Source organism: Rhizobium sp. BK312 (assembly GCF_014193605.1).
Classification (GTDB): domain Bacteria; phylum Pseudomonadota; class Alphaproteobacteria; order Rhizobiales; family Rhizobiaceae; genus Rhizobium.
The window spans coordinates 1-23,720 of the sequence record NZ_JACHZP010000003.1; the positions used below are offsets into that span (position 1 = coordinate 1).

A 23,720-nucleotide genomic window follows, 5' to 3' on the forward strand; every position below is an offset into this window, starting at 1 on the left:
GCGACCGTCATCGATGTCGGCATCAACCGGATCGCGGCACCGGAGCGCGGCGAGGGCAAGAGCCGGCTGGTGGGCGATGTCGCTTATGGTGAAGCCTCCGATGTCGCCGCAGCGATCACGCCGGTTCCGGGCGGTGTCGGTCCGATGACGATCGCCATGCTGATGGCCAATACTGTCATCGCAGCCCATCGCGCCGCCGGCAGAAAGCCACCGAAGTTTTGAAGCATATGTCAATCGGCCGGCGCAACGCCGGTCGATGCGCGTACGATCAATTCGGCCTTCCACAATTCCTGCGCTGGAAATGTTTCCGTATGCTTGATTTCGCCGATCAGCCGTTCGGCGATGCGCACGCCGGCTGCACGCAGCGATGAACGGGTGGTCGTCAGCGGCACGGTGAAATTTTCCGGCTTAAGCAAGGTCAGCACGTCGTCATGGGCGATCATCGATATATCCTCGCCAAGCCTGAGCTTAGCCTGGTTGATGGCCCGAACCGCACCGAGCGCCAGCACGGTACTGGAGCAGAGCACTGCAGTAGGGCGCTTGTCCCTTTCCATTTGCAGGATGCGTTCCATGGCGAGCAAGCCCTGTTCATCCGTCATCGGCGTATGGCTGGTGCAGGCTTCGTCGAGCGCCAGACCACGCTCGGCAAGGGCCGCATCCATGCCGTTCTTCCGGCGAATGGCGAAATCGAAATAGATCGGGCCGTTCAAGAGGGCGAAGCGCCGGTGTCCGAGCTGCAGCAGCAGCTTCGTGGCGTCGTAGAAGGCGGCTTCATTGTCGATGTCGAGAAATGGATAGTCGGGCTCGGAACCGATCGATCGTCCATGCACGAGGAAGGGCATGGATAGAGACTTCAGCATCTCCAGGCGCGGATCGTGACCACGCATATAATTAACGAAGAGGGCATCGACATTGCCGCTGGCCGCCAATCGCCTGAGAGCGCCGACTTCGTCATTCGGATCCGCGGGCGTCAGGACGAAATGGAAATCGTGCCGCAAGGCCTCTTCTCCCAGCCCCGTCAGGAACTCGCTGAAATGCACGTCCGAGGAGTTGCCGGGCGAGGTCGGCATCACAAGTCCGATCGAACCGGCCTTACCCGTCGCAAGTCTTTGGGCTGCCTTGTTGGGCCGATAGCCGGTTTCCCGAACCGCTTTGAGAACGCGCTCGCGCGTTTCGTGATTGACTTCCGGATATCCGTTCAATGCCCGGCTGACTGTCGTCTGCGACAGCCCGAGCATCTGCGATAGCTGTTTCAGATTCACGGTATTCCAGCTCCTCCCACTACAGGCAGCCAAGATGCCGAGCCAACCTCCCGAAAAGCCACGAGCATTCAAAGCGCTTTCAATTATGTAGCAGGAGAAGTGTGCGAGACAAGGCGATTAGCAAGAAATCGATGCACATTCTATGCTGCAACGCGAGATTTGCTGTGTATATCGCCCCGAATTTGAAAACCGCTTGACTTTGGCGCGCTCTCAATGGATGAGAGAGGTAGCCAAAGCGCTTTGAGGAATGGGGCGCATAGCACGAGAGTGTGTTTGGGCTCATGGGTTTCGTTATTAGGGAGGACAACGCATGAAAAAGATGTTCTTGATGACCGTCGCTGCCGCCGCTCTGGTGGCCGGTACGGCGATGGCGGCCGATCTGAAGTTCCAGCCCGGCCAGGACTCCAAGTTCAACTGGAAAAGCTACGACGAGTTCAAGTCGGCGCATGCCGACCTGAAGGGCGAGACGCTGACCATCTTCGGCCCCTGGCGCGGCGAGGACGAGGCTCTCTTCACCAGCGTCCTCAACTACTTCACCGAAGCGACCGGCGTGAACGCCAAATATTCGTCCTCGGAAAACTACGAGCAGCAGATCGTCATCGACACTCAGGCCGGTTCGCCGCCGAATGTCGCGATCCTCCCGCAGCCGGGCCTGCTCGCAAACCTTGCCAGCAAGGGTTACTTGACACCGCTCGGCGATGATCTCGCGAGCTGGGTCAAGACGAACTACGGTGCCGGCGAAAGCTGGGTCGGTTACGGCACTTATAAGGGCAAGGACGGCAAGGACGCCTTCTATGCCTTCCCCTACAAGGCCGATCTGAAGTCGCTGGTTTGGTACGTTCCGGAGAATTTCGAAGAAGCCGGCTACAAGGTTCCGACGACCATGGAGGACCTGATCAAGCTCTCCGACCAGATCGTCAAGGACGGAGGCACCCCCTGGTGCATCGGCCTCGGTTCCGGCGGCGCGACCGGCTGGCCGGCAACCGACTGGGTCGAAGACCTGATGCTGCGCCTGAACACGCCGCAAGATTACGATCACTGGGTCGATAACTCGCTGAAGTTCAACGATCCAAAGGTCGTTGCGGCGATCGAGGAATTCGGCAAGTTCGCGAAGAACCCGAAATATGTTGCCGGCGGCGTTGCAGCTGTTGCCTCGACCGATTTCCGCGACAGCCCGAAGGGCCTCTTCACGGTTCCGCCGAAGTGCTACCTGCACAAGCAGGCATCCTTCATTCCGTCCTTCTTCCCGGAAGGCACCAAGCTCGGCCAGGATGCGGACTTCTTCTACTTCCCGCCCTCCGCCGCGCATCCTGAACTCGGCAAGCCGGTTCTCGGCGCCGGCACGCTCGCTGCTATCACCAAGGATTCGAAGGCTGCACGCGCCTTCATCCAGTTCCTGCAGACGCCGATCGCCCAGGAAGTCTGGATGGCCCAGTCCGGCTTCCTGACGCCGTACAAGGCCGTCAATACCGCGGCTTATGCCAACGACACACTGCGCAAGGAAGGCGAGACCCTGACCACGGCCACCACTTTCCGCTTCGACGGTTCCGACCTGATGCCGGGCAAGATTGGTGCGGGTTCGTTCTGGACCGGCATGGTGGATTTCGTCGGCGGCAAGTCTGCTCAGGATGTAGCCGACGGTATCCAGAAGTCCTGGGACGCCATCAAGTAAGACATCATAGCCCTATCGCCGCCGGCAACTCGCCGGCGGCGCCATACCGCATATGACGACGCGCCCTTCAGCGCGGCCGATGCCCGACTGATGGACAAAAGCAGATAATTCGGGGAGGGAAGGGATGTTTTCGCAGATCGTATCGGCGATTGCCGCCATGATATTCGGCGTTGCCATTTGCGCCGCTTATTTCTGGTTTTCCAACAAGCTATTGGACTTGATCTTTCCGGCAAGGGAAGGCGATGAGGTCCATCGGGCGGCTGTCAACCTTCGCCGCCGCGGTCTTATCCGCCCCTGGCTGTTCCTGGGGCCGGCGCTGTTCCTGCTTGTCGTCTATCTCGTCTATCCCGTCGTCGCGACCTTCATCCTGTCGTTCTACGGGCCTGATGGCAGCAAGTTCGTCGGCGGCGCCAATTATCTATGGGCGCTCAACGATACCGAATTCCGCCAGTCGATCTTCAACAACATCCTTTGGCTCGCCGTCGTGCCGGCGGCCTGCACCTTCTTCGGTCTCGTTATCGCCGTCATGACCGACCGCATCTGGTGGGGCAATATCGCCAAGGCCGTCATCTTCATGCCGATGGCAATCTCCTTTGTCGGCGCTTCCGTCATCTGGAAGTTCATCTATGAATATCGCGGCGGCACGGATGCGCAGATCGGCCTTCTGAACGCGATCGTCCAGCTGTTCGGCGGCACGCCGGAAGTCTGGATCACCATTCCGTTCTGGAACAACTTCTTTCTGATGGTCATGCTGATCTGGATCCAGACCGGCTTTGCCATGGTCATCCTGTCGGCGGCCCTTCGCGGTATTCCGGAGGAAACCATCGAAGCGGCTGTCATCGATGGCGCCAATGGCTGGCAGATCTTCTGGAAGATCATGGTTCCCCAGGTCTGGGGAACGATCGCCACGGTCTGGACGACCATCACCATCCTCGTCCTCAAGGTCTTCGATATCGTTCTCACCATGACCAATGGTCAATGGAACACGATGGTGCTTGCCAACCTGATGTTCAACTGGATGTTCCGTGGCGGCGGCGACAGCGGCCGAAGCGCCGTCATAGCGCTCGTCATCATGGTCGCCGTCACACCGATCATGATCTGGAACATCCGCCGCGCAAACGCAGAAACGAAGGGGCGCTGACATGATTGGAAATCTCGGTCGCATCGGTCCCGCACGCATCTTCGTTCATGCCGCGGTGCTGCTCATCGTCCTGCTCTGGCTGCTTCCGACGCTCGGCATCTTCGTCACGGCGCTGCGCGACAAGGACCAGATCGTCGCCTCCGGTTGGTGGACGGCTTTCTCCGGTTCGTCGCAGACGGCCGCCGTCCGCCTCGACGGCCCAGACAAGGCAAAGCAGGACGGTGCCAATTACGTCATCGCCGGTACGGTTGCCGGTCAAGGCAACAGCGGCAACGGCAGGATCCAGTCCTTCGGCCTGCGCGTGCAGGAGCCGGCCGCCTATAAGATCGGCTCGCCAGCCGATCTCGGCAATGGCGAGACCCTAACAGTGAATGCTGACGGCAGCTATCGCTACCAGAAAACTGGTCCCTTTGAGGCCGATGCCCGCAGCAAGCGCATCTACCTGACCATTGCCACACCGCCGCAATTCACCTTCGACAACTACCGCAACGTACTCGGCGGCGAGGGGATCGGCCAGTCCTTCATCAATTCGCTGACGGTAACGATCCCCGCAACCGTCATCCCGATCCTGATCGCCGCCTTTGCGGCCTATGCGCTTGCCTGGATGGAGTTTCCCGGCCGCGCGATCCTGATCGCGCTCGTTGTCGGCCTGATCGTCGTGCCGTTGCAGATGTCGCTGATCCCGCTTCTGCGCATCTATAACGAAATCGGCCAGATATTCGGCGTTCCGTCGAAGACCTATCCCGGCATCTGGCTGGCGCACACGGCTTTCGGCCTGCCGCTGGCCATCTATCTCCTGCGCAACTACATTGCCGGCCTGCCGAAGGAAATCATCGAATCCGCCCGCGTCGACGGCGCCAGCGATTTCGATATCTTCGTCAAGATCATCCTGCCGCTGTCTTTCCCGGCATTGGCCTCCTTCGCGATCTTCCAGTTCCTCTGGGTGTGGAACGACCTTCTGATCGCGATGGTCTTCCTCGGCACCGACAAGGATCACCTCGTGCTCACGGCCGCCCTCAACGCGCTGCTCGGCTCGCGCGGCGGCAACTGGGAAATCCTGACGGCATCGGCCTTCGTCACAATCCTTATCCCACTCCTCGTCTTCTTTGGTCTGCAGCGCTATCTCGTGCGCGGTCTGCTCGCCGGGTCGGTGAAGGGGGGCTGATCCAGAAACACGCACTTACTACAGGACCTACTCAGCATGAGCATTGCTCTTCAATCGGCTTCGGAAGTTGACAAGGACTGGTGGCGCGGCGCCGTGATCTATCAGATCTATCCGCGCTCCTATCAGGACTCCAATGGTGACGGCATTGGCGATCTCAAGGGTATCGCCGTCCGCCTGCCGCATGTCGCGTCGCTCGGCGTCGATGCGATCTGGATTTCGCCCTTCTTCACCTCGCCGATGCGCGATTTCGGCTATGACGTCTCCAATTACGAGGACGTCGATCCGATCTTCGGTACGCTTGCCGATTTCGATGCGATGGTGACGGAAGCCCATCGTCTCGGCATCAAGGTAATGATCGATCTGGTGCTGTCGCACAGCTCGGACCGCCATCCCTGGTTCGTCGAAAGCCGCTCGAGCAAGGATAACCCTAAGGCCGATTGGTATGTCTGGGCTGATGCCAAGCCGGATGGCACACCGCCCAACAACTGGCTGTCGATCTTCGGCGGTTCGGCCTGGGCGTGGGATCCGACCCGCATGCAGTATTACATGCACAACTTCCTGACCTCGCAGCCGGATATGAACCTGCACAATCCCGAAGTGCAGGATCGCTTGCTTGACGTCGTCCGTTTCTGGCTCGACCGCGGTGTCGACGGCTTCCGTCTCGACACCATCAATTTCTACTTCCACGACAAGGAATTGCGCGACAACCCGGCGCTGGAACCTTCGCGCCGCAATGCCTCTACGGCACCGGCCGTCAATCCCTATAACTTCCAGGAGCATCTCTACGACAAGAATCGTCCCGAGAACCTGGAATTCCTGAAGCGCTTCCGCGCCGTGCTCGACGAATACCCGGCGATTGCCGCCGTCGGCGAAGTCGGCGATAGCCAGCGCGGCCTCGAAATCGTCGGTGAATACACATCCGGCGGCGACAAGATGCACATGTGCTACGCCTTCGAATTCCTGGCGCCGGACGCTCTTTCGCCGGATCGCGTCGAAGAGGTGATGAACGACTTCGACACGGCAGCTCCGCAAGGCTGGGCCTGCTGGGCCTTCTCCAACCACGACGTCGTGCGCCATGTCAGCCGCTGGGGCAATCTGGTGGCCGACCGCGATGCTTTCGCCAAGCTCTATGCGGCGCTGCTGCTGACCCTGCGCGGCTCCGTATGCATCTATCAAGGCGAGGAACTGGCGCTGACGGAAGCCGATCTCGCCTATCAGGATCTGCAGGATCCCTACGGCATCCAGTTCTGGCCCGAGTTTAAGGGCCGTGATGGCTGCCGCACGCCCATGGTCTGGGACAGCCAGGTGGCGCAGGGCGGCTTTTCCACCGTCAAGCCCTGGCTGCCGGTGCCGGTCGAACATATCCTGCGCGCCGTCAGCGTCCAGCAGGGCGATGAAAATTCGGTGCTGGAGCAGTACCGTCGCTTCCTCGCGTTCCGTAAACAGCATCCGGCCTTCGCCAAAGGCGAGATTGCCTTTTCGGAGCCGCAGGGCGACGTACTGATCTACACCCGCACTTATGCCGGAGAGACCATTCTCTGCGTCTTCAATATGAGCCCCGTCGAAACGCTGGCAACCCTGCCTGATGGCAATTGGCAGGCGTTGACGGGACATGGATTTACCAGCAACAACTACGGCAACAAGATCGATATTCCGGCCTGGGGCGCCTATTTCGCGCGTCTTGCCTGACCTTTGGGAGGAGGAAGCATAATGACTGGACTTGTTCTGAAGGATATCAAGAAATCCTACGGCAGCGTGCATGTGCTGCACGGGATCGATCTGGAGATTAACGAAGGCGAATTCATCGTCTTCGTCGGCCCCTCCGGCTGCGGCAAGTCCACCTTGCTCAGGATGATCGCCGGGCTGGAGAGCATCACCGCCGGGGATATGATGATCGCCGGCCAGAAGGTGAACGAGGTGCCGCCGTCACGGCGCGGCATCGCCATGGTCTTCCAGTCCTATGCGCTCTATCCGCATATGACCGTCTATGACAACATGGCCTTCGGCATGCGCATTGCCGGCGAAAGCAAGCAGGAGATCGACCGTCGTGTGCGGGCGGCGGCGGCGAGCCTGCAGCTGACCCAATATCTCGAACGTCTGCCGAAGGCACTCTCGGGCGGTCAGCGGCAGCGCGTTGCCATCGGCCGCGCCATCTGCCGCAACCCCAAGGTCTTCCTGTTCGACGAGCCGCTGTCCAACCTCGATGCCGCCCTGCGCGTGGCGACCCGCATCGAGATCGCCAAACTCAGCGATTCCATGCCCGAGACGACGATGATCTACGTCACCCACGACCAGGTGGAAGCCATGACGCTGGCCGACCGTATTGTCGTGCTGTCGGCCGGCCGGGTCGAACAGGTCGGCGCTCCCCTTGAACTCTACGAGCGCCCGGCTAACCTGTTCGTTGCAAAATTCATCGGCTCGCCGGCCATGAACATCATCCCGGCAACGGTAACCGAAACAGGCGCTGCGACGACGGTGACACTGACCGGCGGCAAATCGGTAACGTTGGACGTGCCGACGGAGGCCTCCGAAAAGGGCAAGGCCGCCAGCTTCGGCGTACGTCCGGAAGATCTTCGTCTCGCGACGGGCGATGACTATCTCTTCGAAGGCGAGGTTTCCATCGTTGAGGCGCTCGGCGAAGTGACGCAGCTCTATATCGAAGGCCTGGTCGATGGCGAGCCGATCATCGTCAAGATCCCCGGCATTGCCGATATTCATCGCGGCCAAAAGATGCGTTTTGCCGCCGACCGTCAGAAGCTGCATCTTTTCGACGCCAGCGGCCACTCCTATCGCAAGTAGGCGCTTACCGGATGCCCCGACCCAAGTAAAAATGAACAACAAAATTCATCTTGGGCCGGCGCACTCAAACCTTCTGTTAAAGACCGGCTGATAGTCTTCTCTTCATAATATACTTCAGGGGTCTACCAAGATGGCCGCGTTCGGCAGAGCTAATTCAGGTCAGCATTTCCTTAACAAGGAAGAATCCTTCATGTATGACCGCGAAGTGCGGTTTCGCATGGAAGACACCATGAATGCCGCCCGCCTCGAATACACTGAAAAGGGCGTGATGAATCTTGCGTCCCGCCGCTGCGATATTATCCGTATCTCGCAGAGCAGCGCGGTTCTTGCGATCCTCACCCAGTATAATCTGCCGAAGCAGTTCTATCTGGATATTCCTGACGCCCGCATCACCAAGGTCGGTTGTGTGCTGATGAAGGTCTTCTCCAACAACACGGTGGAAGTTCGCTTCCTGCGGCTTCTTACGGAGAAGGAAATGAACAAGATCTTCGTCTACAGCACGCACCCGGCTCATAAGAACCGCGTGCTCGACATCAGATCCTGATCAACGACCCACAAGAAACGGCTTAGCGCTGCGTTCGGCTGACGGATCAGATTTCCGTTCGCCATTTAGCGAGCGCATCTTCAAGATACTTGATCAGCGGCAGCCTGCCATTTTCCTGCAGCCATTTGTTGACCGCGAGGCGAAGCGGGCTCACTCCGATCATCGAAACCAGCTGCAGACCGTCGCGGTCCCTGGTCGGAAACAATTCGCACAGGGCTTGGTAGGCGATTTGCTCAAGCTGCAAAGAGTTGCCCCGCGAACGGGCGCGCAAGGTCTCGCTTTGACGTAAAAGCTTGGCAGTCTCCAGAAGCCGAGGCGCTTCCGCCTCGATGCGGGCCACAAGTCCCAGGGTGGCTTGATGGACGACCTCAATGGGTCGCCCGGCCGACGCATTCTCCATGATGCCAGTCCGCAGTGCGTCCATATATCGGCGCTGATGCGCCAGAAGAATATCGTCCTTGCTTCTAAAGTAATAAAAGAAAGTCCGGCGGGAAATCCCGGCCGCTGCGGCAATCTCGTCGATCGTCGTTTCCTGATAGCCTTTCGCGAGAAAGGATTTCATTCCGACGTCCGCTATGCGTTGAAAGGTCAGGCGGCGCTTCTGTTCGCGCAGCCCTTCCGGCTTTGGGGTTACATTATGCATCGGGCCATTCTGGCATGAGTCGCAACGCCGCTCAAATCATCGGCATGCCCCGCAGGCCGTTCCCGGCATCTCAATCTTTGGTGAAATAAATTCTCCGCTTCGCTTCCCGATTGCCGCAAATTGGCCGATATTAATATTACACTTAGTGCGATATTTAATGATGATGCTGATGTTCATAACCCGGTGCAGGAGCGCAAACATCAATGCCAGTCGCTACAATCTCAAATCATGCTGTAAGCAGACCCTATGGCCCATCTGCCGCTGAAAGCCATCGGAGGGCTGATATGTGGTCGATGGCCCTCTTGATGAGCCTGCTGGGCGGCTGTGCCTCAGCGCCGCTGGATCGGGCGGGATCTTTGCGGTCCTATGAAGGGCTGACCCGATCGGATGGGCTGGTTGCGCACTCGCTTCTAAGGGTAAGCAAGGACGATGTTCTGGCGGCCAAGACCGTGAAGATCATTCCCACCGCCTTTTCGATGCGCGCCGAAACCGCTGCTTTCACACCCAAACAGCGCGATCTCGTCACCAATGCCGTCGATAGAGCGCTTTGTTCCGGATTGAGTGAACGTTTCGCCGTCGTCGGTCTATCTGAGCCGGCGGATCTCACCGTTCGCGCCGTCGTGACGCAGGTGAAGGCAACCAATGCAACCGCCGTCGGAGTCTCGAAAATTGCCTCCGTGGGCAAAAGCGTGTTGCTGCCGGGTGCACCGGTGCCCGTTCCGCGTATTCCGATCGGCATGGGCAGCCTCTCGCTCGAGGCGGAGGCTTTCAATCCCCAGGGTGTACAGAAGGCTGTCATGATCTGGGGACGTGGTGCAAACGCATTCTTTGATTCGGGCACCATCGCCAAGGAAGGGGATGCCTATAGCCTCGCCGCCAAATTCGGCGGCGATTTCAGTAAGATGCTGGTCAAGGGCAAGACGCCGTTCGGCGCGGCGCCCTCCTTCCCATCCAGGGCGAAATTGGCGTCACTCATCGGTCGGGCACCGAAATACGACGCCTGCAAGGTATTCGGGAAATCGCCGGGCGTGACAGGCTTCGTGGGCGGGCGCCTCGGCCTTCCGCCGGCATGGACGGACAAGGCTCCGCCGGAAGCAGGAACTGCAGCATCCAAAGCTCCTTGATCAGCCTTCGATGCCGTCCTGCCGAAATCCGGCGGACAATCTCAGTGGCGGAACAGGACGCTTGCGCCTTGATCCGCCGGTCCCGCGGCCTGGCGGAACGGAGCAAAGAGCTCCCGGCCCATACCGAATTCATTCTCCGAGAGATCGGCCACGACCGGCTCGCGCTCCGCCATATCGGCGGCATCGACCAGCACCTCCAGCGTACCGGCAATCGCATCGATGCGGATGATGTCGCCTTCCCTGATGCGGGCGATCGGGCCGCCCTCGACGGCTTCCGGTGTCACATGGATGGCGGCAGGCACCTTGCCCGATGCGCCCGACATACGGCCGTCGGTCAAGAGCGCTACGCGGAAACCACGGTCCTGCAGCACGCCGAGCGCCGGCGTAAGCTTGTGCAGCTCGGGCATCCCGTTGGCCTTCGGTCCCTGGAAGCGGACGACGGCGACGAAATCTCGGTTCAGCTTGCCGTCCTTAAAGGCCTGCTGCATTTCCAGCTGATCGTGGAAGATCACGGCCGGCGCTTCGATGATGTGGCGCTCCGGCTTGACGGCGGAGATCTTGATGACCGCCTTGCCGATATTGCCGCGCAGCATCTTCAGGCCGCCGTTGCTCTGGAAGGGTGTGTCGATGCTTGCCAGTACCTTCGGGTCATGGCTTTTTTCCGGAGCCGGTTCGCGTACGACGTTGCCGTCGGCGCCGAGCTTGACGTCGATGGAGTAGCTGCCGAGGCCCTGGCCGTAGACGGTGCGCACGTCGTCATGCAGCAGCCCCTTCTTCAGGAGTTCCTTGATGAGGAAGCCGATGCCGCCGGCGGCGTGGAAATGGTTCACGTCCGCAAGCCCGTTCGGGTAGACGCGGGCGAGCAGCGGGATAATGTCCGAAAGCTCGGAAATATCCTGCCATGTCAGCACGATGCCGGCCGCACGCGCCATGGCGACGATATGCATCGTATGGTTTGTCGAGCCACCGGTCGCATGCAGGCCGACGACGCCGTTGACGATCGAGCGCTCGTCGATCATCTCGCCCGCCGGTGTGAACTCATTGCCCATGGCGGTGATTGCGAGCGCGCGCTTGGTCGCCTCGCGGGTCAGAGCTTCGCGCAGCGGCGTGCCGGGATTGACGAAGGAGGCGCCCGGCATGTGGAAGCCCATGATCTCCATCAGCATCTGGTTGGAATTGGCCGTGCCGTAGAAGGTGCAGGTGCCGGGGCCGTGGTAGGACTTCGATTCCGCTTCCAGCAATTCGGCGCGGCCGACCTTGCCCTCGGCATAGAGTTGGCGCACGCGTGACTTCTCGTCATTCGGCAGGCCGGAGGTCATCGGTCCCGCCGGGATGAAGACAGCAGGCAGATGGCCGAAGGAGAGGGCAGCAATGACGAGGCCCGGGACAATCTTGTCGCAGACGCCGAGGAAGACGGCGGCATCGAACATATTGTGTGACAGGCCGACCGCCGCCGACATGGCAATCAGGTCGCGCGAGAAGAGCGAAAGCTCCATGCCCGGCTGTCCCTGCGTGACGCCGTCGCACATGGCCGGCACGCCGCCGGCAACCTGGGCGATGCCGCCCGCTTCGGCCGCCGCTTCGCGGATGATCGCAGGATAGGTCTCGAAGGGCTGATGCGCCGAGAGCATGTCGTTATAGGAGGTGATGATCCCGAGATTGGGCACCTGGTCTCCAGCCAGTGCGTCCTTCTCGGTGGGGGAACAGATGGCGAAGCCATGCGCAAGGTTGGCGCAGCCGAGCACCGAACGCTGCGCACCCTTGCTCGCAGCACTGCGCAGGCGGTCCAGATAGCGCTCGCGTGTCGGCTTTGAGCGCTCGACGATACGTGCGGTAATCGCTGATATGCGGGCGTCAGCGGCCATGGTCGATCTGCCTCCGTCTGTTCTGCGCGGTGCCCTTGGTGCCTATTCGTCAGAGGGCACGGCGCGGGGTCTAAAAGTCAATGCTTTGCCGCTGCGCCCGAGGGGCACATGGCGCAGCACGGGTTGCTGTGTCTGTCAGGGTTCGATGACGAGGCCTGCCGGCCGTATCACGGAGCCCAATAAATCTCGACCGGGGAAGCCGCCCGGCGCAGCATGGCGCGGATCGGCATCTCGGTTTCTTCGCCCGGCGCTTCGGCCTTGGCCAAAACGTCCTTCTTTCCTTCTCCCTCGATATGGAGCACCAGCAATCGGGCATCCTGAAGGCTGGAGAAAGTGAACGTCAGCCGCGGCTCGCCGGCACCTTCCGCTTCCATCGTGATGATACCACGGGGGGTGTTCGGATCGAGTGCGGTCTTGAGATTGCTGCCGCCCGGAAAGAAGGAAGCCGTGTGGCCGTCATTGCCCATGCCGAGGATGGCGACATCGAAGGGATGGCCGATTGCCTTGGTCTTTTCGGTGGCGATGACCGCGGCCTCCTCGACAGAAGCCGCAGCCTGATAGAGCGGAAGGAATTTGGCGGCAGCCGCCTTATCCTTCAGCAGGTTTTCCTGGACGAGCAGGTGGTTCGAACGGGGATTGTCTGATGGCACGAACCGTTCGTCGACGAGGGTGACCGTCACCTTGCCCCAGTCGATCGAGTGCGATGACAGCGCTTGGAAAAAGGCCTTCGGCGTCGAGCCGCCGGAGACTGCGATGCTTGCGGAGCCGCGGACGGTAATCGCAGCCGAAAGGGTTTCGGCCACCTTGTCCGCGAGCTTGCCGGCGAGTTCGGCACCATTGGCAAAAGCATGCATATTGGCTGTCATCGTTGTCGTCCCGGTTTAGATATCGTCGTGCCAGGTGCGGCCGTCACGCTCGATGAGCGCAATAGCCTGGCTCGGACCCCAGGTACCGGCTGTATAGCCCTGCACCTGCTGGCCGGCGTGTTCCCAGCCCTTGAGGATCGGATCGACCCACTTCCATGCGGCTTCCACCTCGTCGCGGCGCATGAACAGCGTCTGGTTGGAGCGGATAACGTCCATCAGCAGGCGCTCGTAGGCATCCGGATTGCGGACGTTGAATGCAGACGCGAAGCTCATGTCGAGAGAGACGTTGCGCAGGCGCATGCCGCCCGGACCCGGGTCCTTGATCATCAGCGACTGCTTGACACCTTCGTCCGGCTGCAGGCGGATGATGAGCTGGTTGGCAACGATGCGGCCGGCGGCCTGATCGAAGATGGTGTGCGGAATGTGCTTGAAGGTAATGACGATCTCCGACATGCGGCCGGCAAGGCGCTTGCCGGTACGGATGTAGAAGGGAACGCCCGCCCAGCGCCAGTTGCCGATCTCGGCCTTGATGGCGACGAAGGTTTCGGTGTTGGAAACCCCGCCTTCCAGCTCGTCGAGATAGCCCTTGACCGGGCCGCCAGCCGAAGCGCCGGCGCGATACTGGCCGCGAACCGTCGCCTGCTCGACGTTGGACGCGTCGATCGGCTTCAGTGCGCGCAGAACCTTGAGCTTCTCGTCGCGAACGGCTTCCGAATCCATGGAGGAGGGGATTTCCATTGCGGTCAGGCAAAGCAGCTGCAGGATGTGGTTCTGTACCATGTCGCGCAGGGCGCCAGCCGTGTCGTAATAGCCGGCGCGGCCTTCGAGGCCGACCGATTCCGCCACCGTAATCTGCACGTGGTCGATGTGGTTGGCGTTCCACAGCGGCTCGTAGAGAGCGTTGGCAAAGCGCAGCGCCATCAGGTTCTGCACGGTTTCCTTGCCGAGATAATGGTCGATGCGGAAGATCTGCTCTTCCTTGAAGACCTTGCCGATGGTGTCGTTGAGCTGCAGAGCCGAGGCAAGATCGCGGCCGATCGGCTTTTCGACGACGATGCGGGTCTGCTTGGTGATCAGCTTGTGATCGTGGATCTTCTGCGAGATGTCGCCGAAGATGCCCGGAGCGACGGCGAGATAGAAGGCGCGCACGCGCTCCTTGCCTTCGTCCAGGATCTTCTTGAGCTGATCCCAGCCGGCATCGCTGCGGGCGTCGACGGGCACGTAGAACAGGCGAGCCAGGAACTTTTTGACCTCGGCGTCGTCATATTCGCCCTTTTTCAGGTGTTCCTTGAGGGCGGCATCTGCAAATTTGCGGTATTCTTCATTGGAAAGCGCGCTGCGCGAAGCGCCGATGATGCGCGTCGGCTCGGAAAACTGGCCTTCGACCTGACGATGGTAAAGAGCGGGCAGGAGCTTGCGTTCGGCAAGGTCGCCGCTGCCGCCGAAAACGACATAATCAAATGGTTCAACGGGAATGATCTGGCTGCTCATGAGCTATCTCTCAATCGGTCTTAGTTGAGGCCCCTTTTAATCTAATCGATTTAAAAAGGCCAGTGTGCATCGCAAAAATCAGATGCGGCTTTTTAGAACGGATTGCCGGCGGAAGAAATCATCCTCCGGTTTTCAAAACCTGTCGCGCAACGCAAACCACGAGAGCGCCAGGAACAGCAGAGGCGCCCGCATGCGCGCACCGCCGGGGAAGGGCGGTATGTTCAGCTCTCTGAAGAGATGAAGTTCATCCGCATTCCCGAGAACCGTTTTCGCATAGAGTTTACCGCAATAATTTGACAGCATCACCCCATGGCCGGAATAGCCGCCGATGGAAGTGACGCCAGGCATGACCTCGCGCACGAAGGGCTGGCGCGGCATGGTGATGCCGACCGAGCCGCCCCAGGCATAATCGATGCTGATATCGCCGAGGGCCGGATAGATTTCGGTGATTTGCCGGCGGATGTGCTGCGTTATGTCGCGCGGGTTGTCCGCCGTATAGGCCTCGCGCCCGCCGAAGAGCAGGCGTCCATCCTTGGATTTGCGGAAATAGCGCACGACGAATCGCGAATCGGCGACGGCCTCGTTACCAGGCAGTACCGCCGGAAAGCGGTCGAGCGGTTCGGTCGCGCCGATGAAGGAGCGGATCGGCATGACGTGACTTGCCGTCACCGGCTCCAGATTGCCGATATAGCCGTTGCAGGCGATCAGCACCCGGTCGGCTGTGATCTCGCCGCCATCCGTTTCGATGATCGTCTTGCCGCCGAATTGCCGGAAGCCCTTCGCCTTGGTCATTTCGAAGAGAGACGCACCGGCCTCTGCCGCGACGCGGGCAAGGCCGATGAGCAGTTTCAGGGGATGGATATGGCCCGTGCCCATATCCCGAACGCCATAGAGATAGAATGACGAACCCAGCCGCTCCTGGGTTTCGGCCACATCCATGAATGTCATGTGAGGATAGCCATAGCGGGTCGCTGCGATCTCCGCACTGTCCATATAGTCACGCTTGTAGCTGCGCTTGTGCGTGACATTCATCTGGCCGGGCAGGAAATCGATGCCGATGCCATGCTCGGCGGAAAAATCGAGAAGATGCCGCTTGGCGTCCTCGGCCAGATCGAACAGGGCCTTCGACCGCTCATAGCCGATCTTCTCTTCCATCTCTTCCGGCCACCAGCGCTGGCCGGTGCCGAGCTGTCCGCCATTGCGGCCGGAGGCGCCGTCGCCGAAGCGGTTGGCATCGATCAGCACGACCTCCGCGCCACCTTTGGCAAGATTGTAGGCGGCCTGAAGACCGGTATAGCCGCCACCGATAATCGCGACATCCGCGCGGCGCGAGCCGTCGAGCTTCGGATAGCTCGCACGCGGGCCGACGGTCGCTTGGTAGAAGGAAAGGCCGGGCGCGATCGGGCTTTGCCATGTTTCCTGCAGCGTCATGGGCGCCTCCTTCACACGTTGAGCAGAAGGAATTCCCGCTCCCACGGGCTGATCACCTGCATGAAGGTTTCGAATTCGCCCCGCTTGACGCCGGCATAGATGTCGATGAAGTCCTTGCCGAGCACCTCCTCGAAGGCCGGCTCGTCCTCAAGCAGCGCAATGGCTTCCAGAAGGCCGCGCGGCAGGTCGATCGAGCCTTCATTGGCCGAATCCTCTGTCGGCGCGGTGGGCTCCACCTTTTTCATGATGCCGAGCAGGCCGGAGGCGAGCGAGGCGGCGAGCGCCAGATAGGGATTGGCATCGGAGCTCGGCAGCCGGTTCTCGACGCGCCGCGCCTGTGGATCGGAAACGGGCACGCGGAAGGCCGTGGTGCGGTTGTCGTAGCCCCAGGCATTGTTGACCGGGCAGGACATGTTCGGCGCCAGCCGGCGATAGGAATTCACATAGGGCGCGAGCATGGCGAGCGCATTCGGAACGTAGCGCTGCATGCCGCCAATGAAATGAAAGAACTCCTGCGAAGGGCTGCCGTCCGGATTGGTGAAGACGTTCTTACCGGTCTCGATGTTCACGACCGACTGATGGATATGCATCGCCGAGCCGGCCTGGCTCTGCATCGGCTTGGCCATGAAGGTCGCGTAAATGCCGTGCTTCAGCGCCGCCTCGCGAATGGTGCGCTTGAACATGAACACCTGGTCGGCCAGTTCGATCGGGTCGCCATGGCGCAGGTTGATCTCGAGCTGCGCCGGACCCTCTTCATGGATCAGCGTATCGATCTCGAGACCCTGCTTCTCCGAGAAATGGTAGATGTCGTCGATCAGTTCGTCGAACTCGTTGATGCCGGCGATCGAATAGCCCTGTCCGCCGAGGATCGAGCGGCCGGAGCGGCCCTTCGGCGGATGCAGCGGATAGTCCGGATCGTCATTCTTGGCGACGAGATAGAACTCGATCTCGGGCGCAACCACCGGCTTCCACCCGCGCTCGCGATAGAGCCCCATGATCCGCTTCAATAGATTGCGCGGTGTGTAGGACACCGCATGTCCTTCGGAATTGACGATATCGCAGATCACCTGCGCCGTCGGATCGCTCTCCCAGGGCACGACCGAAAGCGTCGAAAGGTCCGGCACCAGCTTCAGATCGCTGTCGCGCGGTTCGTAGCGGAAGCTTTCGGTCTCCTCCGGATACTCGCCGGAAATCGTATGGCGATAGATCGCCGAGGGCAGTGCCAGCGACGTATTGGAGGTGAATTTCGAGGTCGGCATCATCTTGCCGCGCGGCACGCCGGCGAGATCCGGCGTGATGCATTCTATGTCCTCGATCCCGCGTGCCCGCAGCCATTGTGCCGCTTCCTTCCAGTTTGCCACGCCGCGTGCCGATCTCAGAGAAGGAGGTACTGTAGGGGCTTTCGAGACGGGTATGGAAGCTTTCAGCGGGGTCTTTCTCGCGGGCATAAAACACCGTATTTGGGTTGATCGACGACTGCATCATAACTGCAGTTTGCCAATTGGCGAGGGGGAAAACCGCTCGGACTTTCGCCGTATGATGGAAAAGTGACGAGAGCGCGCGGCGAAGAATGAAGGGCTGAAGCGTGGCAGGCAGATATGATGTGATCGTCCTCGGTGCGGGCGCAGCAGGCATGATGTGCGCCATCCGCGCCGGCCGACGCGGGCGGTCCGTCCTCGTGCTCGATCATGCTGCGGCGCCGGGCGAAAAGATCCGTATTTCCGGCGGCGGCCGCTGCAATTTCACCAACATCCATGCCGGGCCGAAGAACTTCCTGTCGGCCAATCCGCACTTCGCCAAATCGGCGCTCGCCCGTTTCACACCGCAGGATTTTATCGCCATGGTCGAACGCCATGGCATCGCCTGGCATGAGAAGACGCTCGGCCAGCTCTTCTGCGACAACAGCGCCAAGGACATCATCCGCATGCTGACCGACGAGATGCGCGATGCGGGCGCGCAGCTACGGTTGCGGACGGAAATCCGCGATATCGATCAAACCGCCGGCGGCTATCGCGTCAGCACCTCGGAAGGCGCCTTCGAAGCATCCTCGCTTGTCGTCGCCACCGGTGGCAAGTCGATCCCAAAGATGGGCGCCACTGGCTTTGCCTATCGCATCGCCGAGCAATTCGGGTTGCCTATAGTCGAAACCCGACCGGGCCTCGTGCCGCTGACACTCGATCCGCAATTGCTTCAGCGGTTGGCACCGCTTTCGGGCATCGCCGCGCCCGCCGAGATCCGCCATGGCAAGACGGCGTTCCGCGAGGCCCTGCTCTTTACCCATCGCGGCCTCAGCGGGCCTGCCATCCTGCAGATTTCCTCCTATTGGCGGGAGGGTGAGGACATCATGGTCGTGATCGAGCCCGATATCGACCTGTTTGAGCTTCTCAAGATTGCCAAGCAGGTGAATGGCCGACAGTCGGCGCAGACCGCGCTTGCGGAAATCCTCCCGAAGCGGCTGGCTCAGTATGTCGTCGAGCGCGAAGGCATCTCCGGCAATATGGCCGATCAATCCGACAAGCGCCTGCAGCAGCTCGCGGCAGCCATCCAGTCGTGGAGCGTCAAACCCTCGGGCTCCGAAGGCTATCGCACGGCGGAGGTGACGCTCGGCGGCATCGATACAGCTTTCCTCGATTCGCGGACGATGCAGGTGAAAACCATTCCCGGCCTCTTCTTCATCGGCGAGTGTGTCGACGTCACGGGTTGGCTTGGCGGCTACAATTTCCAATGGGCATGGGCTTCCGGCCATGTCGCCGGCGAGGCGGCCTGAATTGACCTTGCCAACAGGCCGCGAAACGGGCAAGGAGCATCTCCAGCGCGAAAATACTCAATGGAGACAATCATGACGTTTAAGGCTCTGCTATTCCGCGGCACAGTTCTTTCAGGTATCGTTGCGGCCATGGCGATGCCGCTTGGCATGCTTGCCGTCACGGCGTCCAATGCGAGCGCTGCTTCTGCGCAATGCAAGAAGCTGGATCCGAACGGTCAGGATGTGGGCGGCGACACGAATTTCGCCATTGCGATCCGCGACAAGAAAGGCGATGTCGTCAAGAAGATGCTGGCATGCGGCGCCAAGCTGGACATGAAGACGACGGAGGGCTGGTATCCGCTCCATACCGCGGCCTATTACGGTCCTCCCGAAATGATTGATTTGTTGGTTTCCAAGGGCGCCGACGTCAACGCGTCCGGCGATTACGATGGCTGGACACCGTTGCACATGGCGAGCCAGCAGGATGATCCGGCCGTCGTCAAGGCATTGTTGAAGAATGGCGCCGACAAGACCATCAAGTCTGCCTCCGGCAAGACGGCTGCGGAAACGGCGACGGATCCTGCTATCGCGGCATTGTTGAAGTAGCGCGCTTCGGCCACAATTCCCGCATCTATTACGGTTAGCCGCAAGGCTTGCGGCTAACATCTGGTTTTCACGTTTTCTTTTCCTACATTTCTGTTTTGTATATTGCCTGTTGCGAAAACGGCCTTTTGCCGGTTATCGTGTCAGTGCGAAAATGGGAATATACTCATGAACAGAACACATCGTCGCGCTCGTGCTATCGCAATCGCTCAAACCCGTGACAATGCCAAGCTTCTGGCGGCAAGACTGTTGATGTTGGCGACCGGCGCTACGGCCGCTTGCATCGCCTACCTCGCCATCCGCGGCTTCTGATTAAAGCCGCCCCATTGTTCCTCGCCGCCATCGAGCGGCGGCGCCGCCTCGCGCATATAGATAGGCTTCATCGCCCGCTTTTCAGCGTTTGGTTGTGTGATGGTGGTCGCATTACATCTTTATCTGAAAATTAATTAATCACCCACACAATCTCATTCGATTTCTTGGGGCGCTCCACCGCAAGCTGGAGCCGAAGCAATGATTGCTTCCTGACTTATACTCAGGAACCCCGCCTGCGGATATTTCAAGAACGATGGTTATACATCCGGTCAGCGCCGAGGCGGCGTCGACGGGGGAGCGGTGTGAGGTCTGGGCCAAAATGTTCATTGACAAGATATTGTCGCGTTTCAACATCAGGACGAAGGTTCTGATATTCGTCCTGCCGTTCGTCATCAGCATTTCTGCCGTGGGCCTTACCGGGCTTTATGCGTCGGGCCTGCTTCAGGGGCGTATGGAGATTTCCAACAGCGTCCTGCAGTCCTTGACCGGGTTCAAGAACCTGTATGGTTCCATGGATGATTTCCTGCGCATCACCAACACCCGCCAGCGCGACAAGCTCTATGAAGACATCAAGTCGCAGCAGAGCGTGCTCAATTCGACGCTGAGTCAGCTCGCTCCGGAGGCGGAGGGCCGCGACAACCTCACCGAAGCGACGACAAAGACCGCCGACATGTCCAACCTCGTCGGCAGGCTGTGGTCGCTGCACGAACAGGAGCTGTCCCTGCGCAAGACGATCGACGACGGCCAGCGCGCCCTGATCAGCGCCCGCTTCAACGTCAATTTCAACAGCCAGCAGCTTGAAGACCAGATGCGCAAGGATCAGGCTGATGCGACCTCGACCCTGCGCTCGGCCGATCGGTTGTTGAAAGGCGGCGACCTGCTGGCTTCCGTGGCGCAAGACTTCAATAATGCGGCGACGCCGGCTGACAAGGTCAAGCTTCTCAAGGATCGTCTGCCGGATCTGAACAAGGCGCAGCGGTCGATCGACCTCGCATTGCCGCAAAACCAGAAGAGCGTCGTCCAGTCGCTGACGGGCACAATCAAGGATCTCGCCGCCTTTACTGAAAGCACCGATGCTCCGACCGATGACACGATCACCAATATCGGTCGGCTGCTCTCGCGCTTCCGCCAGACCTCGACCTACACGCAGCTGACGGCGACGCAGATGATGCGCCAGGCGACCACGACCTTCGTGTCCCTCGACGCCCGCGTCGCACAGACCAATTCGGTTCTGCAGGACACGCGCCGCCTGCAGGATTCCATCTATTCCCTGCAGCTCGTACTGGCGGATTTCAACGCCAATACCAACAAGGACAATCTCGTCCGCCTGCGTCAGGAAGTCTCCAAGCTCGGCGGCGATATCGATACGCTGAACCAGAGCGCCAAGAGCATGGATTTCGCCGGCGACATCGACTCGGCCATTCGTCCGGCAATCAAATCGATGGATGACGCCGGCGGCAAGCTGGTCGATACGATCAACCAGCGGATCGCCGAATATGCCGGCGCCCGTCAGCAGCTCGATCAGGTCTGGGGCCAGCTCACCGCCTTCGCCGAGACGCAGAAGCAGAGCGCTGGCAGCGAGCGCAACCAGGCAAATTCAATATCCATTCTGGCAACCGCACTCGGCATCATCCTCTCCATTGCCGGCGGCATCGCGCTCGTCCTGACCCTGCAGCGACCGATCGGCCAGATCACCGCCGCCATGCGCCGCATTGCCGACGGTTTGCTCGAAACTTCGATCTCCGGCGAGCAGCGCCGCGACGAAATCGGCGATATGGCCCGAGCCCTCGGCATCTTCAAGGAAAACGCTATCTCGAAGATCCGTATCGAGGAACAGAGCGACGAGGAGCGTGCGGCCGCAGAGCACGAACGTCAGCGCAACGACGCCGAAAAGCGCGAGCTCGACCGACAGATCGACTATGCCGTCAGCGAGCTTGCTGCCGGGCTCGAGCGCCTTGCCCAGGGCGATATTTCGGCAACGATCGAAACGCCGTTCATTGGCCGTCTCGAACAGCTTCGCCAGGATTTCAACAGTTCGCTATCGCGCCTGCAGCAGACGCTGAGCCAGGTGCGCGACAATGTCGAGATGATTCAGAGCAACGGCAACCAGATGGCTGCTTCTGCCGAGGCTCTGTCGAAGCGCACCGAGCAGCAGGCGGCGTCTCTCGAGCAGACGGCCGCGGCCGTTGACGAGATCACGGTCACCGTCCGTTCGTCTGCCGAGCGTGCCAAGGATGCGGATGCCATCGTGCGCGAAGCCAAGCGCAGCGCCGATGACAGCTCTGTCGTCGTCGGCAACGCCATCGACGCGATGACCCGGATCGAAGATGCATCCCGCAAGATCGAGCAGATCATCGGCGTCATCGACGAGATCGCTTTCCAGACTAATCTCCTGGCGCTCAATGCCGGCATCGAAGCCGCCCGTGCCGGCGACGCCGGCAAAGGTTTCGCCGTGGTCGCCATGGAGGTGCGCGAGCTGGCACAGCGCTCGGCCGCTGCCGCCAAGGAGATCAAGGGTCTCATCAACAAGTCGACCGAGGAGGTCAGTTCCGGTTCGCAGTTCGTGCAAGAGGCCGGTTCGGTACTCGCGCAGATCAGCAGCCAGATCGTGACGATCAGCCAGCATGTGGAAATGATCGCCCGTGCCAGCCACGATCAGGCAAGCGCCCTGCAGGAGGTCAATTCGTCGGTCAATCACATGGACCAGATGACGCAGCAGAATGCCGGCATGGTTGAAGAAACTACCGCCGCCAGCCGGGAGCTGGCCGCCGAGGCCGATGCTTTGCTGCACCTCATTCAGCAGTTCAAGATCGAGGCTGGTTACAGCGCGAATTACATGCGCGAGCAGGCGGCAGCCTGACTGCAGCCATCATTGCCACTGCTGGCGGATCGGCCGATTTCCGGCCGGTCCGCCTTTTTCATTGCCTTGCGCCGGATGCCCGAAGCGACAAATATGCGCTCAATCCATATGAAGAGCCGCGGCAGTTCGAGCCCGTAGTCGAGGTAGAATAGATCCTCGTCGCAGCGCCATTGCTCTTCGCGCGCCAGGCTCTGTATTTCTATGGCTTTCGCCAGGGCCATGCTGTCTATCATGGGATGTCTCCTTCCTGTGAGGCATCCCTTCAACTACACATCCGAATTTTCTTTATAAACAGCCATGATCGTCTTATGTTTTTCAATTATGAAAAACTCGTCATGGGATTCGTATCAGCTTTTTCTCGATGTGGCCCGCGGCGGCGGCTTGACAGGCGCGGTCCCTTCAAGCGGTCTCAGCCCGGCAACGATCGGTCGGCGCATGCTGGAACTTGAAGCGCAGATCGGCCGCCCACTCTTCGAGCGCAGCCAGGCGGGCTACACGCTGACCGGCGACGGTCAGACGCTGTTCGATCAACTGCTGGAGATGGAGGCGGCCGCTCGCAAGGTCGATAGCTGGCAGCGCGATGCCCAGGGCACGTCCGTGGTCCGCATCGCTGCCGGCACTTGGGTCGGCTGGCTGCTCAGCCAAAATATGCCGACGATCTGTTCGGAGCGGGACGGCTTCCGCATTGATCTGCATCTCGGCGAGCGCCGCGCCAGCCTCGCCCATCGCGAGAGCGATATCGGCATCCGTGCCTTCGAGCCGGAAGAGACCAATCTCGCCGCCGTCAAGATCGGTGATGTCGCCTATGCCGCCTATCAGGCCCGCAATATGCGCTTTGTCGGACCGCAGCGCTGGATCGCGGTGGCGGAGGAGGAAGCGATCTCAGCCTATCTGCGCTGGCCGCATCAGAATAGACGCGAGGAAATCGCCTTCACGGTCAGCCGCCCGCGCTCACTGCACGATCTGGTGCTCGCCGGATCCGGCATTGCTGTTTTGCCCTGTTTCGTCGGAGATCAGGAGCCGCGGCTGGAGCGGGTCGGCGAGGAAATCCACGAGCTGCGCCACCGGCAATGGATCGTCATGAACAATGTCGACCGCCACCGCCGGGAAATCCGCACGGTGGTCGACCGCATGATCAAGCTGTTGAAAAGCCACGCCGAACTCTTTGCCGGCAAGCGCCCGACCTATCTGTGAAA

Annotated in this window: 21 protein-coding genes and 1 pseudogene; 14 read left to right on the top strand and 8 right to left on the bottom strand. The window is 60.3% G+C overall.

Annotated elements, in window-relative coordinates; all coding sequences use genetic code 11:
• Positions 1–222: pseudogene (locus FHT85_RS08605) on the top strand (bifunctional methylenetetrahydrofolate dehydrogenase/methenyltetrahydrofolate cyclohydrolase); the annotation flags it as partial.
• A gap of 8 nt (positions 223–230) precedes the next feature.
• Here FHT85_RS08605 and FHT85_RS08610 read toward each other — a convergent pair.
• Entirely contained in the window at positions 231–1,262 is a 1,032-nt protein-coding gene (locus FHT85_RS08610) for a substrate-binding domain-containing protein (RefSeq protein WP_112409904.1), read from the bottom strand.
• Between the two features lie 310 nt (positions 1,263–1,572).
• On the opposite strand from FHT85_RS08610, the gene FHT85_RS08615 reads away from it, so the two are divergent.
• The 6 genes from FHT85_RS08615 to FHT85_RS08640 all read left to right on the top strand — a co-directional run bounded on the left by FHT85_RS08615 (position 1,573) and on the right by FHT85_RS08640 (position 8,583).
• Positions 1,573–2,934 (top strand): ABC transporter substrate-binding protein, encoded by a 1,362-nt coding sequence (locus tag FHT85_RS08615; protein WP_112409905.1) that lies wholly within the window; start codon positions 1,573–1,575, stop codon positions 2,932–2,934.
• A 124-nt stretch (positions 2,935–3,058) separates the two neighbouring features.
• Positions 3,059–4,075 (top strand): carbohydrate ABC transporter permease, encoded by a 1,017-nt coding sequence (locus tag FHT85_RS08620; RefSeq protein ID WP_112335314.1) that lies wholly within the window; start codon positions 3,059–3,061, stop codon positions 4,073–4,075.
• Position 4,076: 1 nt separating this feature from the next.
• A complete protein-coding gene (locus FHT85_RS08625) occupies positions 4,077–5,240 on the top strand; it encodes a carbohydrate ABC transporter permease (RefSeq protein ID WP_112409906.1) in 1,164 nt (387 codons plus the stop codon).
• A gap of 36 nt (positions 5,241–5,276) precedes the next feature.
• The gene (locus FHT85_RS08630; RefSeq protein ID WP_112335316.1) at positions 5,277–6,929 is read left to right on the top strand and encodes an alpha-glucosidase; all 1,653 of its coding nucleotides are present in this window, start codon (positions 5,277–5,279) and stop codon (positions 6,927–6,929) included.
• A 21-nt stretch (positions 6,930–6,950) separates the two neighbouring features.
• Positions 6,951–8,039: an ABC transporter ATP-binding protein gene (locus tag FHT85_RS08635; protein WP_112335317.1), complete on the top strand. Its 1,089-nt coding sequence runs from the start codon at positions 6,951–6,953 to the stop codon at positions 8,037–8,039.
• Positions 8,040–8,229: 190 nt separating this feature from the next.
• Positions 8,230–8,583 carry a hypothetical protein gene (locus tag FHT85_RS08640; RefSeq protein ID WP_112335318.1) on the top strand — a complete coding sequence of 118 codons (354 nt, stop codon included), beginning with the start codon at positions 8,230–8,232 and terminating at the stop codon, positions 8,581–8,583.
• Positions 8,584–8,629: 46 nt separating this feature from the next.
• Here the strand turns inward: FHT85_RS08640 and FHT85_RS30500 are convergent, their stop codons facing one another.
• A complete protein-coding gene (locus FHT85_RS30500; protein WP_310229861.1) occupies positions 8,630–9,106 on the bottom strand; it encodes a helix-turn-helix domain-containing protein in 477 nt (158 codons plus the stop codon).
• Here FHT85_RS30500 and FHT85_RS30925 point away from each other — a divergent pair.
• Together FHT85_RS30925 and FHT85_RS08650 are read left to right on the top strand one after the other, a co-directional pair.
• Entirely contained in the window at positions 9,020–9,244 is a 225-nt protein-coding gene (locus FHT85_RS30925; protein ID WP_310229932.1) for a hypothetical protein, read from the top strand. The two genes, FHT85_RS30500 and FHT85_RS30925, sit on opposite strands and share 87 nt — an antisense overlap.
• 266 nt (positions 9,245–9,510) lie before the next feature.
• Positions 9,511–10,350 carry a DUF3313 domain-containing protein gene (locus FHT85_RS08650; RefSeq protein ID WP_246779933.1) on the top strand — a complete coding sequence of 280 codons (840 nt, stop codon included), beginning with the start codon at positions 9,511–9,513 and terminating at the stop codon, positions 10,348–10,350.
• 41 nt (positions 10,351–10,391) lie between these two features.
• On the opposite strand, the gene edd is transcribed toward FHT85_RS08650, so the two are convergent.
• From edd to FHT85_RS08675, 5 genes are all read right to left on the bottom strand, one after another.
• A complete protein-coding gene (edd, locus tag FHT85_RS08655) occupies positions 10,392–12,215 on the bottom strand; it encodes a phosphogluconate dehydratase (protein ID WP_112409907.1) in 1,824 nt (607 codons plus the stop codon).
• A gap of 167 nt (positions 12,216–12,382) precedes the next feature.
• Positions 12,383–13,081, bottom strand: a complete 699-nt coding sequence (gene pgl, locus FHT85_RS08660) for a 6-phosphogluconolactonase (protein WP_112409908.1) — start codon at positions 13,079–13,081, stop codon at positions 12,383–12,385.
• A gap of 15 nt (positions 13,082–13,096) precedes the next feature.
• Positions 13,097–14,572: a glucose-6-phosphate dehydrogenase gene (gene zwf / locus FHT85_RS08665; RefSeq protein ID WP_015338847.1), complete on the bottom strand. Its 1,476-nt coding sequence runs from the start codon at positions 14,570–14,572 to the stop codon at positions 13,097–13,099.
• Positions 14,573–14,704: 132 nt separating this feature from the next.
• Positions 14,705–16,003 carry an NAD(P)/FAD-dependent oxidoreductase gene (locus FHT85_RS08670; protein WP_112409909.1) on the bottom strand — a complete coding sequence of 433 codons (1,299 nt, stop codon included), beginning with the start codon at positions 16,001–16,003 and terminating at the stop codon, positions 14,705–14,707.
• Between the two features lie 11 nt (positions 16,004–16,014).
• Positions 16,015–17,451, bottom strand: a complete 1,437-nt coding sequence (locus FHT85_RS08675; RefSeq protein WP_041677220.1) for a glutamine synthetase family protein — start codon at positions 17,449–17,451, stop codon at positions 16,015–16,017.
• A gap of 137 nt (positions 17,452–17,588) precedes the next feature.
• On the opposite strand from FHT85_RS08675, the gene FHT85_RS08680 reads away from it, so the two are divergent.
• The 4 genes from FHT85_RS08680 (at position 17,589) to FHT85_RS08695 (ending at position 22,524) form a co-directional block, all read left to right on the top strand.
• Positions 17,589–18,770, top strand: coding sequence for an NAD(P)/FAD-dependent oxidoreductase (locus FHT85_RS08680; RefSeq protein WP_112409910.1), 1,182 nt, complete (start codon positions 17,589–17,591; stop codon positions 18,768–18,770).
• Positions 18,771–18,842: 72 nt separating this feature from the next.
• Positions 18,843–19,355: an ankyrin repeat domain-containing protein gene (locus FHT85_RS08685; protein WP_112409975.1), complete on the top strand. Its 513-nt coding sequence runs from the start codon at positions 18,843–18,845 to the stop codon at positions 19,353–19,355.
• Positions 19,356–19,520: 165 nt separating this feature from the next.
• Positions 19,521–19,664 (top strand): hypothetical protein, encoded by a 144-nt coding sequence (locus FHT85_RS08690; RefSeq protein WP_181476150.1) that lies wholly within the window; start codon positions 19,521–19,523, stop codon positions 19,662–19,664.
• A 319-nt stretch (positions 19,665–19,983) separates the two neighbouring features.
• Positions 19,984–22,524, top strand: a complete 2,541-nt coding sequence (locus tag FHT85_RS08695) for a methyl-accepting chemotaxis protein (RefSeq protein WP_112409911.1) — start codon at positions 19,984–19,986, stop codon at positions 22,522–22,524.
• Here the strand turns inward: FHT85_RS08695 and FHT85_RS08700 are convergent.
• Positions 22,497–22,757, bottom strand: coding sequence for a hypothetical protein (locus FHT85_RS08700; RefSeq protein ID WP_112335327.1), 261 nt, complete (start codon positions 22,755–22,757; stop codon positions 22,497–22,499). The two genes, FHT85_RS08695 and FHT85_RS08700, sit on opposite strands and share 28 nt — an antisense overlap.
• Before the next feature lie 88 nt (positions 22,758–22,845).
• Between FHT85_RS08700 and FHT85_RS08705 the strand changes: the two genes are divergently transcribed.
• Entirely contained in the window at positions 22,846–23,718 is an 873-nt protein-coding gene (locus tag FHT85_RS08705) for a LysR family transcriptional regulator (protein WP_112335328.1), read from the top strand.
• Positions 23,719–23,720 lie beyond the last annotated feature (2 nt).

Excerpts from the sequence above, each read along its gene's own strand:
- FHT85_RS08615 (WP_112409905.1), top strand. The coding sequence starts at position 1,573 with ATGAAAAAGATGTTCTTGATGACCGTCGCTGCCGCCGCTCTGGTGGCC.
- FHT85_RS08620 (WP_112335314.1), top strand. The coding sequence starts at position 3,059 with ATGTTTTCGCAGATCGTATCGGCGATTGCCGCCATGATATTCGGCGTT.
- FHT85_RS08625 (WP_112409906.1), top strand. The coding sequence starts at position 4,077 with ATGATTGGAAATCTCGGTCGCATCGGTCCCGCACGCATCTTCGTTCAT.
- FHT85_RS08630 (WP_112335316.1), top strand. The coding sequence starts at position 5,277 with ATGAGCATTGCTCTTCAATCGGCTTCGGAAGTTGACAAGGACTGGTGG.
- FHT85_RS08635 (WP_112335317.1), top strand. The coding sequence starts at position 6,951 with ATGACTGGACTTGTTCTGAAGGATATCAAGAAATCCTACGGCAGCGTG.
- FHT85_RS08640 (WP_112335318.1), top strand. The coding sequence starts at position 8,230 with ATGTATGACCGCGAAGTGCGGTTTCGCATGGAAGACACCATGAATGCC.
- FHT85_RS30925 (WP_310229932.1), top strand. The coding sequence starts at position 9,020 with ATGCGCCAGAAGAATATCGTCCTTGCTTCTAAAGTAATAAAAGAAAGT.
- FHT85_RS08650 (WP_246779933.1), top strand. The coding sequence starts at position 9,511 with ATGTGGTCGATGGCCCTCTTGATGAGCCTGCTGGGCGGCTGTGCCTCA.
- edd (WP_112409907.1), bottom strand. The coding sequence starts at position 12,215 with ATGGCCGCTGACGCCCGCATATCAGCGATTACCGCACGTATCGTCGAG.
- pgl (WP_112409908.1), bottom strand. The coding sequence starts at position 13,081 with ATGACAGCCAATATGCATGCTTTTGCCAATGGTGCCGAACTCGCCGGC.
- zwf (WP_015338847.1), bottom strand. The coding sequence starts at position 14,572 with ATGAGCAGCCAGATCATTCCCGTTGAACCATTTGATTATGTCGTTTTC.
- FHT85_RS08670 (WP_112409909.1), bottom strand. The coding sequence starts at position 16,003 with ATGACGCTGCAGGAAACATGGCAAAGCCCGATCGCGCCCGGCCTTTCC.
- FHT85_RS08675 (WP_041677220.1), bottom strand. The coding sequence starts at position 17,451 with ATGCCCGCGAGAAAGACCCCGCTGAAAGCTTCCATACCCGTCTCGAAA.
- FHT85_RS08685 (WP_112409975.1), top strand. The coding sequence starts at position 18,843 with ATGACGTTTAAGGCTCTGCTATTCCGCGGCACAGTTCTTTCAGGTATC.
- FHT85_RS08690 (WP_181476150.1), top strand. The coding sequence starts at position 19,521 with ATGAACAGAACACATCGTCGCGCTCGTGCTATCGCAATCGCTCAAACC.
- FHT85_RS08695 (WP_112409911.1), top strand. The coding sequence starts at position 19,984 with ATGTTCATTGACAAGATATTGTCGCGTTTCAACATCAGGACGAAGGTT.
- FHT85_RS08700 (WP_112335327.1), bottom strand. The coding sequence starts at position 22,757 with ATGATAGACAGCATGGCCCTGGCGAAAGCCATAGAAATACAGAGCCTG.
- FHT85_RS08705 (WP_112335328.1), top strand. The coding sequence starts at position 22,846 with ATGAAAAACTCGTCATGGGATTCGTATCAGCTTTTTCTCGATGTGGCC.